This is a genomic window from Baekduia sp., from assembly GCF_035996765.1.
In the GTDB taxonomy this organism is placed as follows: domain Bacteria; phylum Actinomycetota; class Thermoleophilia; order Solirubrobacterales; family Solirubrobacteraceae; genus Baekduia.
The window spans coordinates 18,483-33,160 of sequence record NZ_DASYJG010000075.1 but is presented as its reverse complement, the minus strand read 5'-3'; the positions used below and the strand labels follow the sequence as shown (position 1 = coordinate 33,160).

Below are 14,678 nucleotides of genomic sequence, written 5' to 3'. Positions count from 1 at the left end.
GTCAGCCCATCGCGGCCACCGCCGCCGTCGGCGCAAGCCGCGCGCCCAAGCGGCTCTCGCCGGCCCACTCATACGGTCCCGGCGACCGGTGCCCGTGGACGACCAGCCAGCGGCCGTCGTCGCCGCGGGACAACACCAGCGTCTCGCGTTGACGGACCGGAGACGGCACCCCGGCCAAATGGAAGCTCAGCATCTGCGTGGCCATCGCCACGTCGGGGCCGAGCTCGCGGATCTCGAGATCCCACGCGTGACAGGCCTCGACGGCCGGGCCGGTGGCCGCCCATTCCTCGACGATCACGCACAGCTCTGCGCGGGATCGCACCGGCGCGGCCTCACTGGCCAGAACGAAGGTGACGTCGGGGGCCATGGCGGCCAGCATGGCTTCGGTGTCGTAGCGGTCCAGCGCGGCGACGAGATCGCGGACGGTGGCGCGGACATCGGTGGACGGGCTCATAGACCAAAGCACACGCGAGGGCTCCAGAGGTTTCGATCGGGGCATAAGAATCGCGTCAGAGTGCGGGCAGCCGTACCCGCGACGGGGCGGTTGCACGCCCCGGGGCAGCCACCGGGGTTCCCCTGATGCGGCGACCGCCCGCAGCGGAGACAGTGCGGCCATGCGCACTCCCCTTCAGCGTCTCCCCCATCGCCTGACCCCAGCCTGTTCAGCCATCGCAGCCCTCGCGGCCGTCGCCCTCCCGGGCGGCGCGGCGAACGCCGCGACGATCACGACCGACGGCGCCGGCACCTACACCTACGTCGGCGCGCCCGGCGAGGTCAACTCCATGAGCATCCAAGCGCCCGAGGCCGGCGGCATCCTCTTCTACGCCAACCAGGGCGTCAACGTCACCTCGGCTCCGGCCGGCTGCACCGACGCTTATGGCGCCGGCGACTGGTCAGAGGTCATCTGCACCGCCCCGAAGGCCATCATCATCCAGGCCGGAGACGGCGACGAGAACATCACGCTCTCCTCCGACCTGCCCGTGCCGGTCACCGTCGACGGCGGCCCCGGCAGCGACTGGATCCGCGGCGACGACGGCAACGACACGTTCTTCGGCGGCCCGGGCAACGACAAGCTCGAGGGCTCCAAGGGCAACGACGCGCTCGACGGCGGCGATGGCGACGACGAGCTGATCGGCTACTCCGGCGCCGACCACCTGCTGGGCGGCGCGGGCAACGACACGCTGCAGCCTGACGGCTACGAGGAGCCCGCCGCCGACGTCGTCGACGGAGGCCCGGGCATCGACACGATCGAGAGCGACTACTCCTCGCGCTTCCGCGACAGCGACCTGCCCCAAGGCCTGAGCTTCACGTTCGCCGGCGGCGCCGACGATGGCCGCCCCGGCGAAGGCGATGACATCGTCAACGTCGAGCGGCTCAAGCTCTCAGAGAGCGCCCGCTTCGTCGGCACCGACGGTCCCGACTACATCAAGATCGCCCAGGCCACCAACGCCGGCGAGCTGATCGGCAACGGCGGCGACGACGACCTCAACGGCGCCGACGGCCCCGAGAAGCTCGACGGCGGCCCCGGCAACGACCACCTCGACGGCGGCTTCGGCGACGACACGATCATCGGCGGCCCCGGCCAGGACAAGATCTCCGGCGACCTCGCGGCCGGCGACTGCGGCCCGTTGTGGTGCAAGTACCCCTACGGCAACGACGCCATCTACGCCCAGGACGGCGAGGTCGACTCGATCCTCTGCGGCTTCGGGACCGACACCGTCTACACCGACGCCGCTGATGTGGTCGACAAGGACTGTGAGAACGTCATCCGCGCCGGCGCGGCGGCGGCCGGGGCCTCGACGCCTGGTGGCAAGGCCACCAACAACAACGGCAAGGGCGCGGGCGCCACGGCCACGGTGGCCGGCCGGATCCGCCTCGCCACCGCGCTGAAGTCCGGCTTCACCATCAAGGTCAAGGGCGTCAAGCCCGGCACGACGGTGAAGCTCAGCGCCGCCCGCGCCGGCAAGGTCGTCGCCCGCGGCTCGGCCAAGACCACCAAGAACGGCACGGCCACGGTCAAGCTGAAGTTCACCACCAAGGCCAAGCGCGCCCTGCGCCACGCCAAGAGCGTCACGCTGAAGGTCAGCGGCGGCGGGGCGACGACGACGGTCGTCCTCAAGCGCCGCTAGTCATATCCCGTTGGGTGGTCGATGCAAGCGTCGGCCACCCAACCGCTCAGCGCCCGTTGCCGGCAGCCCGCTCCGAGATGAAGCCGACGAGATCGCCGAAGCGATCCTTGAGGAAGTGGTGCGTCGCCCCGGCCTGGGCGAACTCGCGCTCGGCGCCGGGCACGGCGGTGAAGGCGACGATTTCGACGTCGGTCAGCAGCGCCTTGAGCTCGCGCGTGGTGGTGACGCCGTCCATCCCGGGCATGTTCTGGTCGATCACCGCGAGATCCGGTGGATCGGCAGCCGCCAGCGCGAGCGCCTCTACGCCACCTGAGGCTTCCTGCATCAGCACGTCCACGCGATCGCCGAGCATCGCGCGCAGCAGCGCACGGATGTCGGGCGCGTCGTCGACGATGAGGACGCGCAGGGGTCGTTGATGTGGCACCGGGTCCACTGTCATGGTCATCGGCTCGTCGCGCGCAGTTCCTGAGCCGCCGGTACGCCACGCGACGATGCAACGGACGCTACACAGAGCGCCGCACCGGCGGGGCGCCGGATCTGCGCCGCTACCGTGGACCGCTGTTGCCATCGAAGCGAGGAGCCCGTCTGTGCCCGTCCGCGTAGGTGTCCAGGTCCAACCGCAGCACGCCGACTTCGAGGGCATGCGCCGCGCCTGGCGCGAGGCCGATGAGCTCGGCGTCGACACGATCTTCTGCTGGGATCACTTCTATCCGCTCTATGGCGAGCCGGATGGCAAGCACTTCGAGGCGCTGACCACGATGGCCTCGATGGCCGAGGTCACCGAGCGCGCCCAAATTGGCGCGTTGGTGATCTGCAACTCCTACCGCAACCCGGAACTGCTCGCCGACGCTCACCGCACGATCGACCACATCTCCGGCGGCCGCGTGATCCTCGGCATCGGCGCCGGCTGGTTTGAGAAGGACTACGACGAGTACGGCTACGAGTTCGGCGACGCCCCGGCCCGCCTGCGCGCGCTCAAGCGCGATCTGCCCCGGATCAGCGAGCGCCTCGGCAAGCTCAACCCGCCGCCGATGGGTGAGATGCCGATCCTGATCGGTGGCAGCGGTGAGAAGGTCACGCTCAAGCTGGTCGCCCAGCACGCCGACATGTGGCACGGCTTCGGTGATGCCGACAGGTTCAGGCAGAAGAACGAGATCCTGCTCGGCCACTGCGACGCCGTCGGGCGCAATCCGGGCGAGATCGAGCGCACCTGGGGCATTCAGGCCGACGCGCTCCAGGCCGCCGACGACCTCGTCGCGGCGGGCGTCGAGCACCTCATCGTCGGCATCGGCGGCGATGGCAGCGGCTACGACCTCGGCGCGGTCCGCGAGCTGGTCGCCTGGCGCGATCGGGCCAACGCGACGGCGTAGGCCATCGCCACAGCACTCAGCGGCGCGCGAGCACGTCAGGTCCAAGTGTGGCCGGCCTGGCGGCCACGACGCCTAACCGCGGACGAGCACGTCTGGCCCAAGCGTGGCGGGCGTCGCATGCCCGCTGAGCGCCAGCGTGAGGTCCAACTCGCCGAGCAGGGCGCGCAGGACCGAGCGCACGCCGTTCTCGCCGGCCAACGCCAGGCCCCAGAGGTACGGTCGGCCGATCAGCGTCGCGTCGGCGCCGAGCGCCAGGGCCTTGACGACATCGGCGCCGCCGCGGATGCCGCTGTCGAAGAGGATCGTCAAGTCGTCACCGACCGCGTCGACGACGTCGGGCAGCGCGTCGAGCGCCGCGATCGCGCCGTCGACCTGGCGGCCTCCGTGGTTGGACACCAAGATGCCATCGACGCCGCGCTCTCGCGCCTCGCGCGCATCGTCGGGATGGTTGACGCCCTTCAGGATCAGCGGCAGCTCGGTCAGCGCGCGCAGCTTGTCGATCCCCGCCCAGGTCGCGCTCGGGTTGCTGAACTGGCCGACGAAGTGGCCGACCGCTCCCTGCGGATCCTCCTCGGGCGTGCGCTCCAGCGCGGCGCGAAAGACCGGGTCGGCGAGGTAGTTGGCGATGCCGATCGACTTCAGGAACGGCAGGTAGGCGCCCTGAAGGTCACGCGGACGCCAGGCCAGCAGCGGCGTGTCGAGCGTGACGACGATCGCGCCGTAGCCGGCAGCCTCGGCGCGCCCGACGAAGCTCGCGGTCAAGTCGTCGTCCTTGGGCCAGTAGAGCTGAAACCAGCGCGGTGAGCCCGGACCTGCCGCGGTGCCGGCCTCGGCGATCTCCTCCAGCGTGAACGACGACGCGGTCGACGCCACCATCGGCACGCCCAGCGCTCCCGCAGCGCGGGCGACGGCCAGTTCACCCTCGGGATGGATGATCGACTGCACGCCGACCGGCCCGAGCAGGACCGGCGCCGGCATCGCGGTGCCCAGCACGGTCGTGCGCAGATCGCGCGCCGCGACGTCGCGCAGCATCCGCGGGACGATGCGCCAGCGCCGGAAGGCCTCGAGGTTCTCTCGCTGCGTGTCCTCGGAGCCCGAGCCGCCGAAGACGTAGCCGCGCGCGCCATCGTCGAGCTTGGCCGCCGCCGCGGCCTCTAGCGCCTCCCAGCCGACCGGCAGGTCCGGCAGCTGACCGGCAAGACCCCGCAGGTAGATCTCGTACTGGTAGTTGCCGAACGGCGTCGGCGCGGCATCGGGCGTCTGTTCGGTCATCGCCGCCGGAACCTACCGGCGGACCGGCAGACCGCAACTTCGCCGGGCTGATTGAGTCTCGATCCGAGATGCCGCGCCTCCGCCCTGCCGCCGTCGCCGTCCTGCTGTCCGCCGCGGCGCTCCCGACCGCTGCCACCCCCGCCGACGCCGCCTCGCGTGCGCCCAAGCTCGCGGGCGTCCGCTGCGTCCCCGCCACCGCGGCGTCGTGCAAGAAGGGCGTCGCCGTGCGCGTCGGCCGCCAGGTACAGCTGCGCGGTACGCGGCTGAAGCTCGGCCTGCGCGTCACGTTCCGATGGCCGCGTGGCGCGATCGCGACCAAGCTGCACCGGGGCGCGGCGGGCTGGGTGGCGCGCGTGCCGCCAGGGGTCCGGCCCGGCGCGGTCGCGGTGACGGCGCGCGACAAGGCCGGGCGCAAGTCCAACATCATCAAGATCACGATCCTCGCCGAGCCCAGGAAGATCGTCGCCCCCGCCTTGAGCGGCGACGGCTCGCTGCCGGCCGCCTTCCGCGGCAACGGCATGTGGATCTGGCAGCTGGAGAAGTCCGACGGCGGCAACGTCGACGCGATCGCCGCCCGCGCAGCCGCGGCGTCGGTCTCCACCGTCTTCGTCAAGGCCGGCGACGGCACCACGCCGTGGGATCAGTTCTCGCCGCTGCTGGTCGGCGCCCTGCACCAGCGCGGGTTGAAGGCCTGCGCCTGGCAGTTCGTCTACGGCAACAGCCCGACGAGCGAGGCGAGCGTCGCCGCCGCGGCCATCGCCGCCGGCGCCGACTGCTTCGTCATCGACGCCGAGGGCCAGTACGAGGGCAAGTACGCCGCGGCGCAGACCTACATGAACGCGCTGCGCGCCGCCGCCGGACCGACCTTCCCGATCGGCCTGACGTCGTTCCCCTATGTCGACTACCACCCGGGCCTGCCGTTCAGCGTGTTCCTGGGACCTGGCGGCGCGCAAGTCAACCTGCCGCAGGCCTACTGGAAGGACATCGGCGGGAGCGTCGACGCGATCAGCGCCCACACGCTGGCCCACAACCGCATCTACCAGGCGCCGATCGCGCCGCTCGGGCAGACCTACGACAACCCGCCGGCCGCCGATCTGCGCCGCTTCCGCCAGCTCTGGGCGGCCTACGGCACGCAGGGTCTCTCCTGGTGGAGCTGGCAGGCGACCGACGCCGCGCACTGGAGCGTGCTCAACGAGCCCGCACCGCCCGCAACCGTCGAGCCAGACCCCGGCTGGCCCGCGCTCGGCAAGGGCGCCAAGGGCGACGAGGTCATCTGGCTGCAAGAGCACCTGACGCAGAGTTACCCCACCGTCACGGTGAGCGGCAAGTTCGACACGGCGACCGGTGACGCGATCAAGGCGATCCAGACCGCCAACGGCATCGCGGTGACCGGGACGACCGACGCGTCGACCTGGGCCGCCGCGCTCGCGCTGCCCTACACGCCCGTCGACTGGACCGCGACCGCGGCGAAGGCGACGGCCAGCGCTGCACGCCGCCACCGCCCCGAGATCCCCCGCGGCGACTCCCCACACCGCTGACGCGCCCACCACCCGGCGTCGAGGGACGATTCGATCTCGCTCTACGAGATTCAATCGTCCCTCGACGCCCAAGCGGGGCGCGATTGGGGCAAGATGGTGGCCATGTCCGCTGTCTCGCCGACCTATCGCTTTGCCATGGCCGCGTGCTCGCCGGCCATCGGCTGGTGGGGACGCCTGGAGGTCTCCGGGTTCGACGCCCTGCCCACCGACGGACCGGTCCTCCTGGCCGGCAACCACGACAGCTACTGGGACCCGATCGCCATCGGCATCGCCGGCCTCCCCCGCCGTCAGATCTGCGCGCTGGCCAAGGCGTCGCTGTGGAAGCCGGGCCTCGGCCTGATCCTCGACGGCATGGGCCAGATCCCGATCGAGCGCGGCAAGGGCGACGTCTATGCGATGGACCGCGCAGTCGAGATGCTGCGCGCCGGCGCGTGCATCGGCGTCTTCCCCGAGGGCACGCGCTCCAAGGGCCGCGAGCTGCGGGCACGCAGCGGCTTCGGCCGCCTCGCTGACGCGGTGCCCGAGGCGCACATCGTCTCGTGCACCGTGACCGGCACGGTCGACCTGCCGAAGTTCCCGCGCAGCCGCCCGCACGTCCGCGTCCACTTCTTCGCGCCGAGCGGTGGGCAACGCCAACCGGGCGAGACGCCCACCGAGCTCTCGGCGCGCCTGCTGGCCGAGATCCGTGCCCAAGCGCCGCGCATGCCCACCGGTCGCAAGCCGCGGCCGGCCGCCGAGCAGGCCCCCGTCGGCTAGGCCGGGACCTTCTCGCGCTCGGGCGTCAGCGCCTTCGCGGCCTGGCGCTCGGGCGTGATCACGACGACGTCGTGAGCCAGCCCCAGCTTCGCCAACCCGCCGATCACGAGCGCCGACACGTCGATCTCCCACGGCTTGAGCCCGTGGCGCGCCGAGCGCGGGAAGGCATGGTGATTGTGATGCCAGGACTCGCCGAGCGACGGGATCGCGAGCCAGGCCACGTTGGTGGACTTGTCCTCGATGTCGAAGCGGCGTGAGCCGAAGTAGTGGCAGACCGAGTTGACCGACCACGTGATGTGGTGCACGAGGAAGATCCGGACCAGGCCGCCCCAGATGTAGCCGCGCAGCGCGCCCTGCCACGTGAAGCCGTGCAGGATGTAACCCAACACGGTGGGGATCAGCAGCGAGGCGATCACGTAGAGCGGGAAGCGCCTGCCGATGGCCTTCATCTTGGGATCCTCGTAGAGGTCCTTGGCGTACTTCTTCCAGTCAGCCTGGCCCTGGGTCTCCATCAGCCAGCCGGTGTGGGCGTGCCAGAGGCCGCGCAGGCCGCTGCCGTGGCCGACGTGCGGGCTGTGCGGGTCGCCCTCGACGTCGGTGTGCGCGTGGTGCTTGCGATGGTCGGCGACCCAGTCGAGGACCGAGCCCTGCACGCTCAGCTGACCGAGCGACGCGACGGTGCGCTCGAGCCACGGATCGACGCGGAAGGAGCGGTGCGTCAGCAGCCGGTGAAAGCCGACGGTCACCCCCATCGCGGTCGCGAAATACATCACGGCGAGGATCGCGAGGTCGATCGCGTCGACCCACGAGTTCCACAGCAGCACGATGGCCACCAGGACGCCCGCGAACGGCACGACGACCCCGGCGAGATTGGCGTAGCGCTCGACGCGGGTCATGTCTTGGACGATGGCGTCAAGCAGACGAGGCTTCTTGTGCCCAACGACGCGTGTGACACGACCGATCTTGTGCGCAAGCTACAAATCGTGACCGTCGCACATCTGCGTGCGAACGTCGCGCCACGCCGCGCCGCCCGGTAAACACCAGGGCACGTGCCCCGCCGTCGCCGTCGCCGCCGCTCGATGTTCGCCTCGGCGCCGCCGCGCCGCAGCGCGGGCGTCCCGTGGCTGGAGCCCGGCCATCGCGCCGGCGGCGGCCACCGTCGCCGAGCGCCGCGCCGGCGCCGCAGTCCGCTGGCGTACCTCGTCCCGCTGCTGCTGATCGCAATCGTCGGCGGTGCCGTCGCGCTGGTGGTCCGCCATAACCGCGAGGTCGACCGCCAGCGCGCCGACGCCGCGGCCTTCGCCAAGGCCTACACCGCACGCGACACCACCGCGATGTGGCGCGCGCTCGACCCCAAGAGCCAAGGGGCCTATCCGCGCGCCCGCTTCGCCGCGCTGATCAGGCGCGCCGACGATGCCGCGACGGTCAAGACCAAGCGGCTCGGCGCCACCTCCAAGCCCGAGAAGGGTGCCGTCACCGTGCCCGTCGCCGTACAGACGCGGCTCTTCGGGACGTTGCACGGGACGCTCAAGTTGTCGGTCAAGGACGGCGGCGTCGCCTGGACCCCGAGCCTGCGCCTGCCCGGCCTGCGCAAAGGCGAAGCGCCGAAGCGCCGCACGCTGCAGTCCGCGCGCCAGGCGACGGTCCTCACCCGCAACGGCAACGCGCTGCTCGACGATCCGACGCTCAACATCTTCGAGAAGGGCCTGCGCGCCCGCTACCGCGAGCGCCTCGCTGGAACCGCCGGTGCCGAGTTGCGCTACGGCACGCGCGTGATCGCCAAGGTCACGCCGCACGCCGGCCGCTCGGTGCACTCGACGCTGCGCCCCGGCCTGCAGCGGGTCGCGACCGCCGCGCTGGGCACGAGGCTCGGCGGCGTCGCGGTGGTCCGCCCGCGCACCGGCGACGTCCTCGCCCTCGCCGGCATCGCCGTCAGCGCGCCCCAGCCGCCGGGCTCGACGTTCAAGATCATCACCTTGTCGGCCGCGTTGGCCTCCGGCGCCGCGACACCGAACAGCAGCTATCCCGTCCGGACCTCGGCGACGCTCTCGGGCGTCAAGCTCGCCAACGCGAGCAACGAGTCCTGCGGCGGCAGCCTCGCGCAGTCCTTCGCCGACTCCTGCAACTCGGTCTTCGCCCCGCTGGGCGCCAAGGTCGGCGCCAAGAAGCTCGTCGCCCGCGCCGAGGCGTTCGGCTTCAACGAGACGCCGCGCGTCCCGGTCGCCAAGCCGAACACGATCTCCACGACCCTCCGCGACGCCATCGCCGTCGGCTCGGCGGCGATCGGCCAGGAGAAGGACCTCGCGACGCCACTCGGGATGGCCAGCGTGGCTGCCACGATCGGCGCCAAGGGCATGCGTGCCAAGCCGCGGGCGATCACCGAGGACCCCGTCATCCGCAACCGCGCCGTCAGCGCCAAGGTCGCCGGCCAGGTCCGCGACATGATGATCGGCGTGGTCCGCGGCGGCACCGGCACCGCCGCCGCGCTGCCCGGCGTCACGGTCGCCGGCAAGACCGGCACCGCCGAGCTGCGCTTCACCGGCAACGGCGGGGCAGACCCCAAGAACACCGACGCGTGGTTCGTCGCCTTCGCTCCTGCGGCCAACCCGCGGATCGCCGTCGGCGTGATGCTCGTCGGTGCCGGCGCGGGCGGCAAGGCGGCGGCACCCATCGCCAAACAGGTGCTCGCCGCCGCGCTCGCCTCGTCCTAGGAGCGGCTCAGCCGCCGACCGCCGGGACGATCGGCGTGCAGATCGTCGAGCTCGCGTGCGCTGGATCCAGCGCGTTGAGCACCTCGCGATCGACGATGTGGTCGTAGGGCATCGACAGGTGATCGCCGAGATCCAGAATGCATTTGTTCTGGATCGTGATGTTGGTGACGTTGGCGCCGGTCAGGAACGCCGAGGTGTAGGGCGTGACGACCTCGTCATAGCGCGACTGGATCACCGTGTACTTGACGCCGGGCACCGTGTCGCCGCCCGCGTTGAGGTTCGTCAAGAACGGTGAGCCGACCACCTGATCCGTGCAGGCCGGGCAGAGCGCGCCGACCAGCGGCAGCGCGCCCGGGAAGTAGCCGGCCAGCGTCGCCAAGCCGCTCAGCGTCGTGCCGTGGTTGGACGGCGCAAGGCCGATCAGCGCGTTGACCTTGGCCGCGCCGCCGAGGTTCTTGAGGTAGTAGCGCGGCATCATGCCGCCCTGCGACCAGCCGACGAGGTCGACCTTCGACGCGCCCGTGCTCGTCAGCACCGCGTCGACCTCGGTCTTCAGCTCGCTGGCCGACGCCGCGATCGGGCCGTAGCTGCCGATCTGGCCGGCGAAGAGGCCGCCGTAGTTGAAGGTGTAGACGCAGTAGCCGTTGTTCTTCAACAACGGCGAGAGCGCGTTCCAGCTCGTGATCTGGTTGGCGAACGTCCCGTTGACCAGCACGACCGGCCGCGGGTGCGCGGCCGATGGATGGCAGGACGCGTCGTTGGCGCCGGCCGGCGAGCCGCCGGGCTGCACCGCCGACGCGGCGATCGCCGTCGGGAAGTTGTAGATGACGGGCAGTGCTGCTTGGGCGCTCGCCGCCCCCGCGGCGACGAACGCCGCCGTGACGACCATCGCGGCCGCCAAACGCTGAACGCGCATAAGTGTTGTCTCCTCCTCCTGCCGCCGCCCCCGCTGGGCGGCGATCGACACGCCGCGACCCTCTCAGAAGGCCACACCAAACTGCAACCGGAATGGTCGCTTTGGCAGGGGTGACCTACCCAGCGGCGGCGACGATATGCACGGCCATCCCGAACGGGTCCGTGACGGCAAAGCCACCGGGCACGTCCCCGGAGTCGATCTCCGCGGCGCGCACGCGAGCACGCACCTCCTCGACCTCAGCGGGCGTCTCGAGCACGATCGTCCAGTGACGCAGGCCGACGATGCCCTCGGGCATCGGCGCCGCGCCCTCGCCACGCCAGGTGTTGAAGCCCAAGTGATGGTGGTAGCCGCCGGCCGAGACGAACGCGGCGGTGGGCATCTTCGCCCAGACCTCGAAGCCGAGCACGTCGCGGTAGAACGCGAGGCCGGCGGCGATGTCGCCGACGTGCAGGTGCACGTGGCCGACGCGCAGACCCGGGCGCACCTGCGGGCTGAGCTCCTCCCCGCCGACGGTCGCCAGCAGCGCGTCGAGGTCCAGCCGCTTCGGGCCGTCACCGGTGAACTCCTCCTCGGGCGTCGGCCACTGCTCACGCGGGCGGTCGGCGGCGAGCTCGATGCCGTTGCCGTCAAGGTCGGGCAAGTAGATCGCCTCGTGCGTCCCGTGGTCAGAAGCGCCCTGGATCGGCGCCTTGGCCGCGGCCAGCCGCAGCGCGGTCCGCGCCAGCTCCTCGCGGCTTCCGAAGAGCAAGGCGTAGTGGTAGAGCCCAGAGGTGCGGCCCGGTTGCCGGGCGGTGCTGTCCTCGTGCAGGACCAGCACCTCCTCGGTGCCGTCGCCTAGCGCGGCGGTGTCGACGTCGTGGCGGTGTACGCGCAGGCCCAGCGCAGACTGGTACCAGGCGACCGAGCGATCGAGGTCGGTGACGGTGAGGTGCACGGCGCCGAGGCGCAGCGTGGCAGGAAGCTCGCTGATGCCCTGGGCCGCGGGGCCGACGGTGACGGGCGTGAACGGATTTGTGGAGCTCATGGGGTCCTTGCGGTGTCGCGCCGAGAGCGCAAGACGGGCAATCGACGGTAGCGGCCCCGCTGCACGGCAAGCAGGAGCAGCCCGGCGACCAGGCCCCAGAACGGCGCGCTGATCCCCAGCGCCGTGACGCCTGACGCGCAGACCACGAACGTGATGATCGCGGGCTCTCGCTGCTGCTCGTCGTCGGTCGCGGCGCGCAGCGCGGCGCCGAGCGTGCCCAGCAGCGCCAGGCCTGCGACGGCCTCGATCAGCACCGGCGGTGAGGCCGCCAGCAGCGCGGTCGCCAGCCCGGCGGCAGGGCCGAGGACGAGGTAGACGGCGCCCGCGCTCACCGCCGCGATCCAGCGTCGCGACCGATCCGGTCCGGCCTCGGGGCCAGCGGCCAGCGCCGCGGTGATCGCCGCGAGGTTGATGCCGTGGCCACCCATCGGTGCGCCGACGACGGTCGCCGCGCCGGTCGTGACCAGGACCGGCCGCATCGGCGCCGCGTAGCCGTGCGCGGCGAGCACGCTCATGCCCGCAACGTTCTGCGACACCATCGTGACGATGAAGAGCGGCAGGCCGACGCCGAGCAGCGTGCCAAGATGGAGCGTGGGCGTCACGAACGTCAGCTGCGGCAGCAGGTGCGCCGACGGACCGCCGGCGACCGGATCGATCGCCACCGCGATCGCCGCCGCGGCCAGCGCGCCCGGCACCGCCCAGCGCCGCGCAACGCGCCACAGCACCAGCCAGACGACGACGGTCGGGATCCCGAGCTTGGGGACCTCGACGACCGCGTGGACCGGCTGCAGGCAGATCGGCAGCAGGACGCCCGCCATCAGCCCGCTGGCGATCGGCCCGGGGATCGCGACGATCGCCCGCGTCAGCGGACGCCACAGGCCTGCGACGACGATCAGGACGCCGGCCAGCACAAACGCCCCGAGCGCAGCCGGGTAGCCGCCGCTCACCGGACCGGCGGCGACCAGCAGCGCGGCGCCCGGCGTCGACCACGCCATGCTCAGCGGCATCTTGTAGTGGAAGGAGAGCGCGATGCCGGTCACGCCCATGGCGACCGACAGCACCAACAACCCCGACGACGCCTGGGCGTTGCTGGCCCCGACCGCATGCAGGCCTGCCAAGACGATCGCAAACGAGCCGGCGAAGCCGACCAGCGCGGCGACGATGCCGGCGACGACAGGCTGTGAGCGGGCGCTGCTCACTCCGCACCCGCGCCCGGATAGATCATCCAGCACAACGTCCGCGTGTCGCGCAGCGCGACGTAGTGGTGGGCGACGTCGGCGGTGAACCAGACCGCGTCGCCCGGGCCGAGCTCGACCTCCTGGTCATACGGGCCGACGCGCACGCGGCCCTTGACGCAGAAGATCAGCTCCTCGGTGCCCGGCAGGTGGCCGTCGGTCGCCTGGTCGACGCCGCGCGGCAGCTCGATGTCGAAGAGCTCGGCGCGGTGCTCCTGCGCGGCGGCGTGCAACAGCCAGGCGCCCATCCCGGATTCGGAGCTCAGCGGCTCGCCGGAGCGGGCGCGGATGGCCCGGACCCGTGGGCGCCGGGACGGCGGGCTCAGGACCGCGCCCAGCGGGACCTTCAGCGCGCGCGAGACCCGCCAGAGCGTCTCGACCGACGGGTTGCCGTCACCACGCTCGATCCGGGCGAGGATCGTCTTGGACAGCCCGGACGCCCGTGCAAGGTCGCCGAGCGACCAGCGCTGCCCGAGCCGCAGCTCACGCACGGCGCTGCCAATCCGGTCAGCGAGAGCGTCGAGGTCATCGTCGAGCGGTGGGTCGGCGGTGGCATCCATAGTGGTCGATCGGAAACTCTAATGCACCCGGCTCGTGTTCGGTGACGAGTCCGGCCCCGCATGGCAGTGTTGGCGCCCTATGAGCATCTCCCCTGCCCTGCTCCCCGGCCGCTTCGAAGCGTGGGCCGGCGGCTATCTCGCTCGCGCGCTTGTCGCGCTACCCACCCCGATCGTCCGGCGCCTGGCCGGCGCCGTGCCGCCCGAGGCAGCGGGCCTCCATCCCGAGGCGCTGTTGCTCGGCAAGCTCGCGGAGATCGGGCGCGACCCGATGAGCGATGCGCAGCCGGTCGCCGAGCAGCGGCGGCGCCTGGCGCTGACGGCACGGCCAATGGCCATCCGCCCGAAGCTGCCGCTGACGGTCAGCGATCTGCGCGCGGGCGAGATCCCCGTGCGCCTCTACGCCCCGCACGCCGCGCCGACGCCCGGCCCCTTGTTGGTGTACTTCCACGGCGGCGGCTGGGTCCAGGGCTCGGTTGAGACCCACGACGCGAGCTGCCGCCTGCTCGCGCACCTCAGCGGCGTCCGTGTGCTGTCGGTGGATTACCGGCTAGCGCCCGAACATCCCTATCCGGCAGCAGTCGAGGACGCGGTGGCGGCCTACGCCTGGGCGGCCGACCATGCCGACCGGCTCGGCGCCGACCCGACGCGGCTGGCGGTCGGTGGCGACAGCGCGGGCGGCAACCTGGCGGCCGTCGTCGCGCTCGCGGCGCGCGACGACGAGCGGCTGCCCGACGTGGCCTTCCAGCTTCTGCTCTACCCGGTGACCGACGTCACGACCAAGACGGAGTCCTACGCGCGCTGTTCCAGCGGCTACCTGCTGACCGAGTCCGGAATGGACTGGTTCATCTCCAAGTACCTGCCGGATCCGGCGCGCCGCGCCGAGCCGCAGGCCTCGCCGTTGCACGCGCCGCAGCTGGCCGGGCTGCCGCCTGCCTATGTGGCGACCTGCATCCCCGACGTCCTGCGCGACGAGGGCGAGGCCTACGCGGCGCGGCTGCGGGAGGCCGGCGTCGCCGTGGCGACCCAGTGCCACGACCAGATCCACGGCTTCTTCAACACCACCGCGGCGCGCAGCAGCCGCGCGGCCTTCGGGCAGATCGCCGGCGCGCTGCGCCAGGGCCTGGCGTCACCATCGCGGTAGGCAATCGGCGCCGGCCCGTCGTCCGC

At 71.8% G+C, this 14,678-nt stretch carries 14 protein-coding genes; 6 read left to right on the top strand and 8 right to left on the bottom strand.

What is annotated here, in order from left to right; translation table 11 throughout:
- Window position 1: 1 nt before the first annotated feature.
- Complete coding sequence (locus tag VGO10_RS16730) at window positions 2-454, bottom strand: nuclear transport factor 2 family protein (RefSeq protein ID WP_327470421.1); 453 nt, start codon at window positions 452-454, stop codon at window positions 2-4.
- Window positions 455-614: 160 nt separating this feature from the next.
- Between VGO10_RS16730 and VGO10_RS16725 the strand changes: the two genes are divergently transcribed.
- Window positions 615-2,129: a calcium-binding protein gene (locus VGO10_RS16725; RefSeq protein WP_327470419.1), complete on the top strand. Its 1,515-nt coding sequence runs from the start codon at window positions 615-617 to the stop codon at window positions 2,127-2,129.
- Window positions 2,130-2,175: 46 nt separating this feature from the next.
- Here VGO10_RS16725 and VGO10_RS16720 read toward each other — a convergent pair whose 3' ends face one another.
- Window positions 2,176-2,553: a response regulator gene (locus VGO10_RS16720; protein ID WP_327470417.1), complete on the bottom strand. Its 378-nt coding sequence runs from the start codon at window positions 2,551-2,553 to the stop codon at window positions 2,176-2,178.
- A gap of 163 nt (window positions 2,554-2,716) precedes the next feature.
- On the opposite strand from VGO10_RS16720, the gene VGO10_RS16715 reads away from it, so the two are divergent.
- Window positions 2,717-3,499 carry an LLM class F420-dependent oxidoreductase gene (locus VGO10_RS16715; protein WP_327470415.1) on the top strand — a complete coding sequence of 261 codons (783 nt, stop codon included), beginning with the start codon at window positions 2,717-2,719 and terminating at the stop codon, window positions 3,497-3,499.
- Between the two features lie 72 nt (window positions 3,500-3,571).
- Here VGO10_RS16715 and VGO10_RS16710 read toward each other — a convergent pair whose 3' ends face one another.
- Window positions 3,572-4,771, bottom strand: a complete 1,200-nt coding sequence (locus VGO10_RS16710) for an alpha-hydroxy-acid oxidizing protein (protein ID WP_327470413.1) — start codon at window positions 4,769-4,771, stop codon at window positions 3,572-3,574.
- A gap of 68 nt (window positions 4,772-4,839) precedes the next feature.
- On the opposite strand from VGO10_RS16710, the gene VGO10_RS16705 reads away from it, so the two are divergent.
- Both VGO10_RS16705 and VGO10_RS16700 read left to right on the top strand, forming a co-directional pair.
- Window positions 4,840-6,309: a peptidoglycan-binding domain-containing protein gene (locus tag VGO10_RS16705; RefSeq protein WP_327470411.1), complete on the top strand. Its 1,470-nt coding sequence runs from the start codon at window positions 4,840-4,842 to the stop codon at window positions 6,307-6,309.
- Between the two features lie 102 nt (window positions 6,310-6,411).
- On the top strand, window positions 6,412-7,065 hold the full coding sequence (locus tag VGO10_RS16700) for a lysophospholipid acyltransferase family protein (RefSeq protein ID WP_327470409.1): 654 nt from the start codon (window positions 6,412-6,414) through the stop codon (window positions 7,063-7,065).
- Here VGO10_RS16700 and VGO10_RS16695 read toward each other — a convergent pair.
- Window positions 7,062-7,961, bottom strand: a complete 900-nt coding sequence (locus tag VGO10_RS16695; protein ID WP_327470407.1) for an acyl-CoA desaturase — start codon at window positions 7,959-7,961, stop codon at window positions 7,062-7,064. The genes VGO10_RS16700 and VGO10_RS16695 overlap by 4 nt on opposite strands.
- Window positions 7,962-8,114: 153 nt before the next feature.
- On the opposite strand from VGO10_RS16695, the gene VGO10_RS16690 reads away from it, so the two are divergent.
- Entirely contained in the window at window positions 8,115-9,776 is a 1,662-nt protein-coding gene (locus tag VGO10_RS16690) for a penicillin-binding transpeptidase domain-containing protein (protein WP_327470405.1), read from the top strand.
- A 7-nt stretch (window positions 9,777-9,783) separates the two neighbouring features.
- On the opposite strand, the gene VGO10_RS16685 is transcribed toward VGO10_RS16690, so the two are convergent.
- The 4 genes from VGO10_RS16685 to VGO10_RS16670 all read right to left on the bottom strand — a co-directional run bounded on the left by VGO10_RS16685 (window position 9,784) and on the right by VGO10_RS16670 (window position 13,511).
- Entirely contained in the window at window positions 9,784-10,692 is a 909-nt protein-coding gene (locus VGO10_RS16685; RefSeq protein WP_327470403.1) for an alpha/beta fold hydrolase, read from the bottom strand.
- Between the two features lie 115 nt (window positions 10,693-10,807).
- Entirely contained in the window at window positions 10,808-11,716 is a 909-nt protein-coding gene (locus tag VGO10_RS16680) for a VOC family protein (RefSeq protein ID WP_327470401.1), read from the bottom strand.
- The gene (locus VGO10_RS16675) at window positions 11,713-12,915 is read right to left on the bottom strand and encodes a benzoate/H(+) symporter BenE family transporter (protein WP_327470399.1); all 1,203 of its coding nucleotides are present in this window, start codon (window positions 12,913-12,915) and stop codon (window positions 11,713-11,715) included. Before VGO10_RS16675 ends, VGO10_RS16680 begins: the two co-directional genes overlap by 4 nt.
- Complete coding sequence (locus tag VGO10_RS16670; RefSeq protein ID WP_327470397.1) at window positions 12,912-13,511, bottom strand: helix-turn-helix domain-containing protein; 600 nt, start codon at window positions 13,509-13,511, stop codon at window positions 12,912-12,914. Before VGO10_RS16670 ends, VGO10_RS16675 begins: the two co-directional genes overlap by 4 nt.
- 79 nt (window positions 13,512-13,590) lie before the next feature.
- Between VGO10_RS16670 and VGO10_RS16665 the strand changes: the two genes are divergently transcribed.
- Window positions 13,591-14,652 carry an alpha/beta hydrolase gene (locus tag VGO10_RS16665; protein WP_327470395.1) on the top strand — a complete coding sequence of 354 codons (1,062 nt, stop codon included), beginning with the start codon at window positions 13,591-13,593 and terminating at the stop codon, window positions 14,650-14,652.
- Window positions 14,653-14,678: the final 26 nt, after the last annotated feature.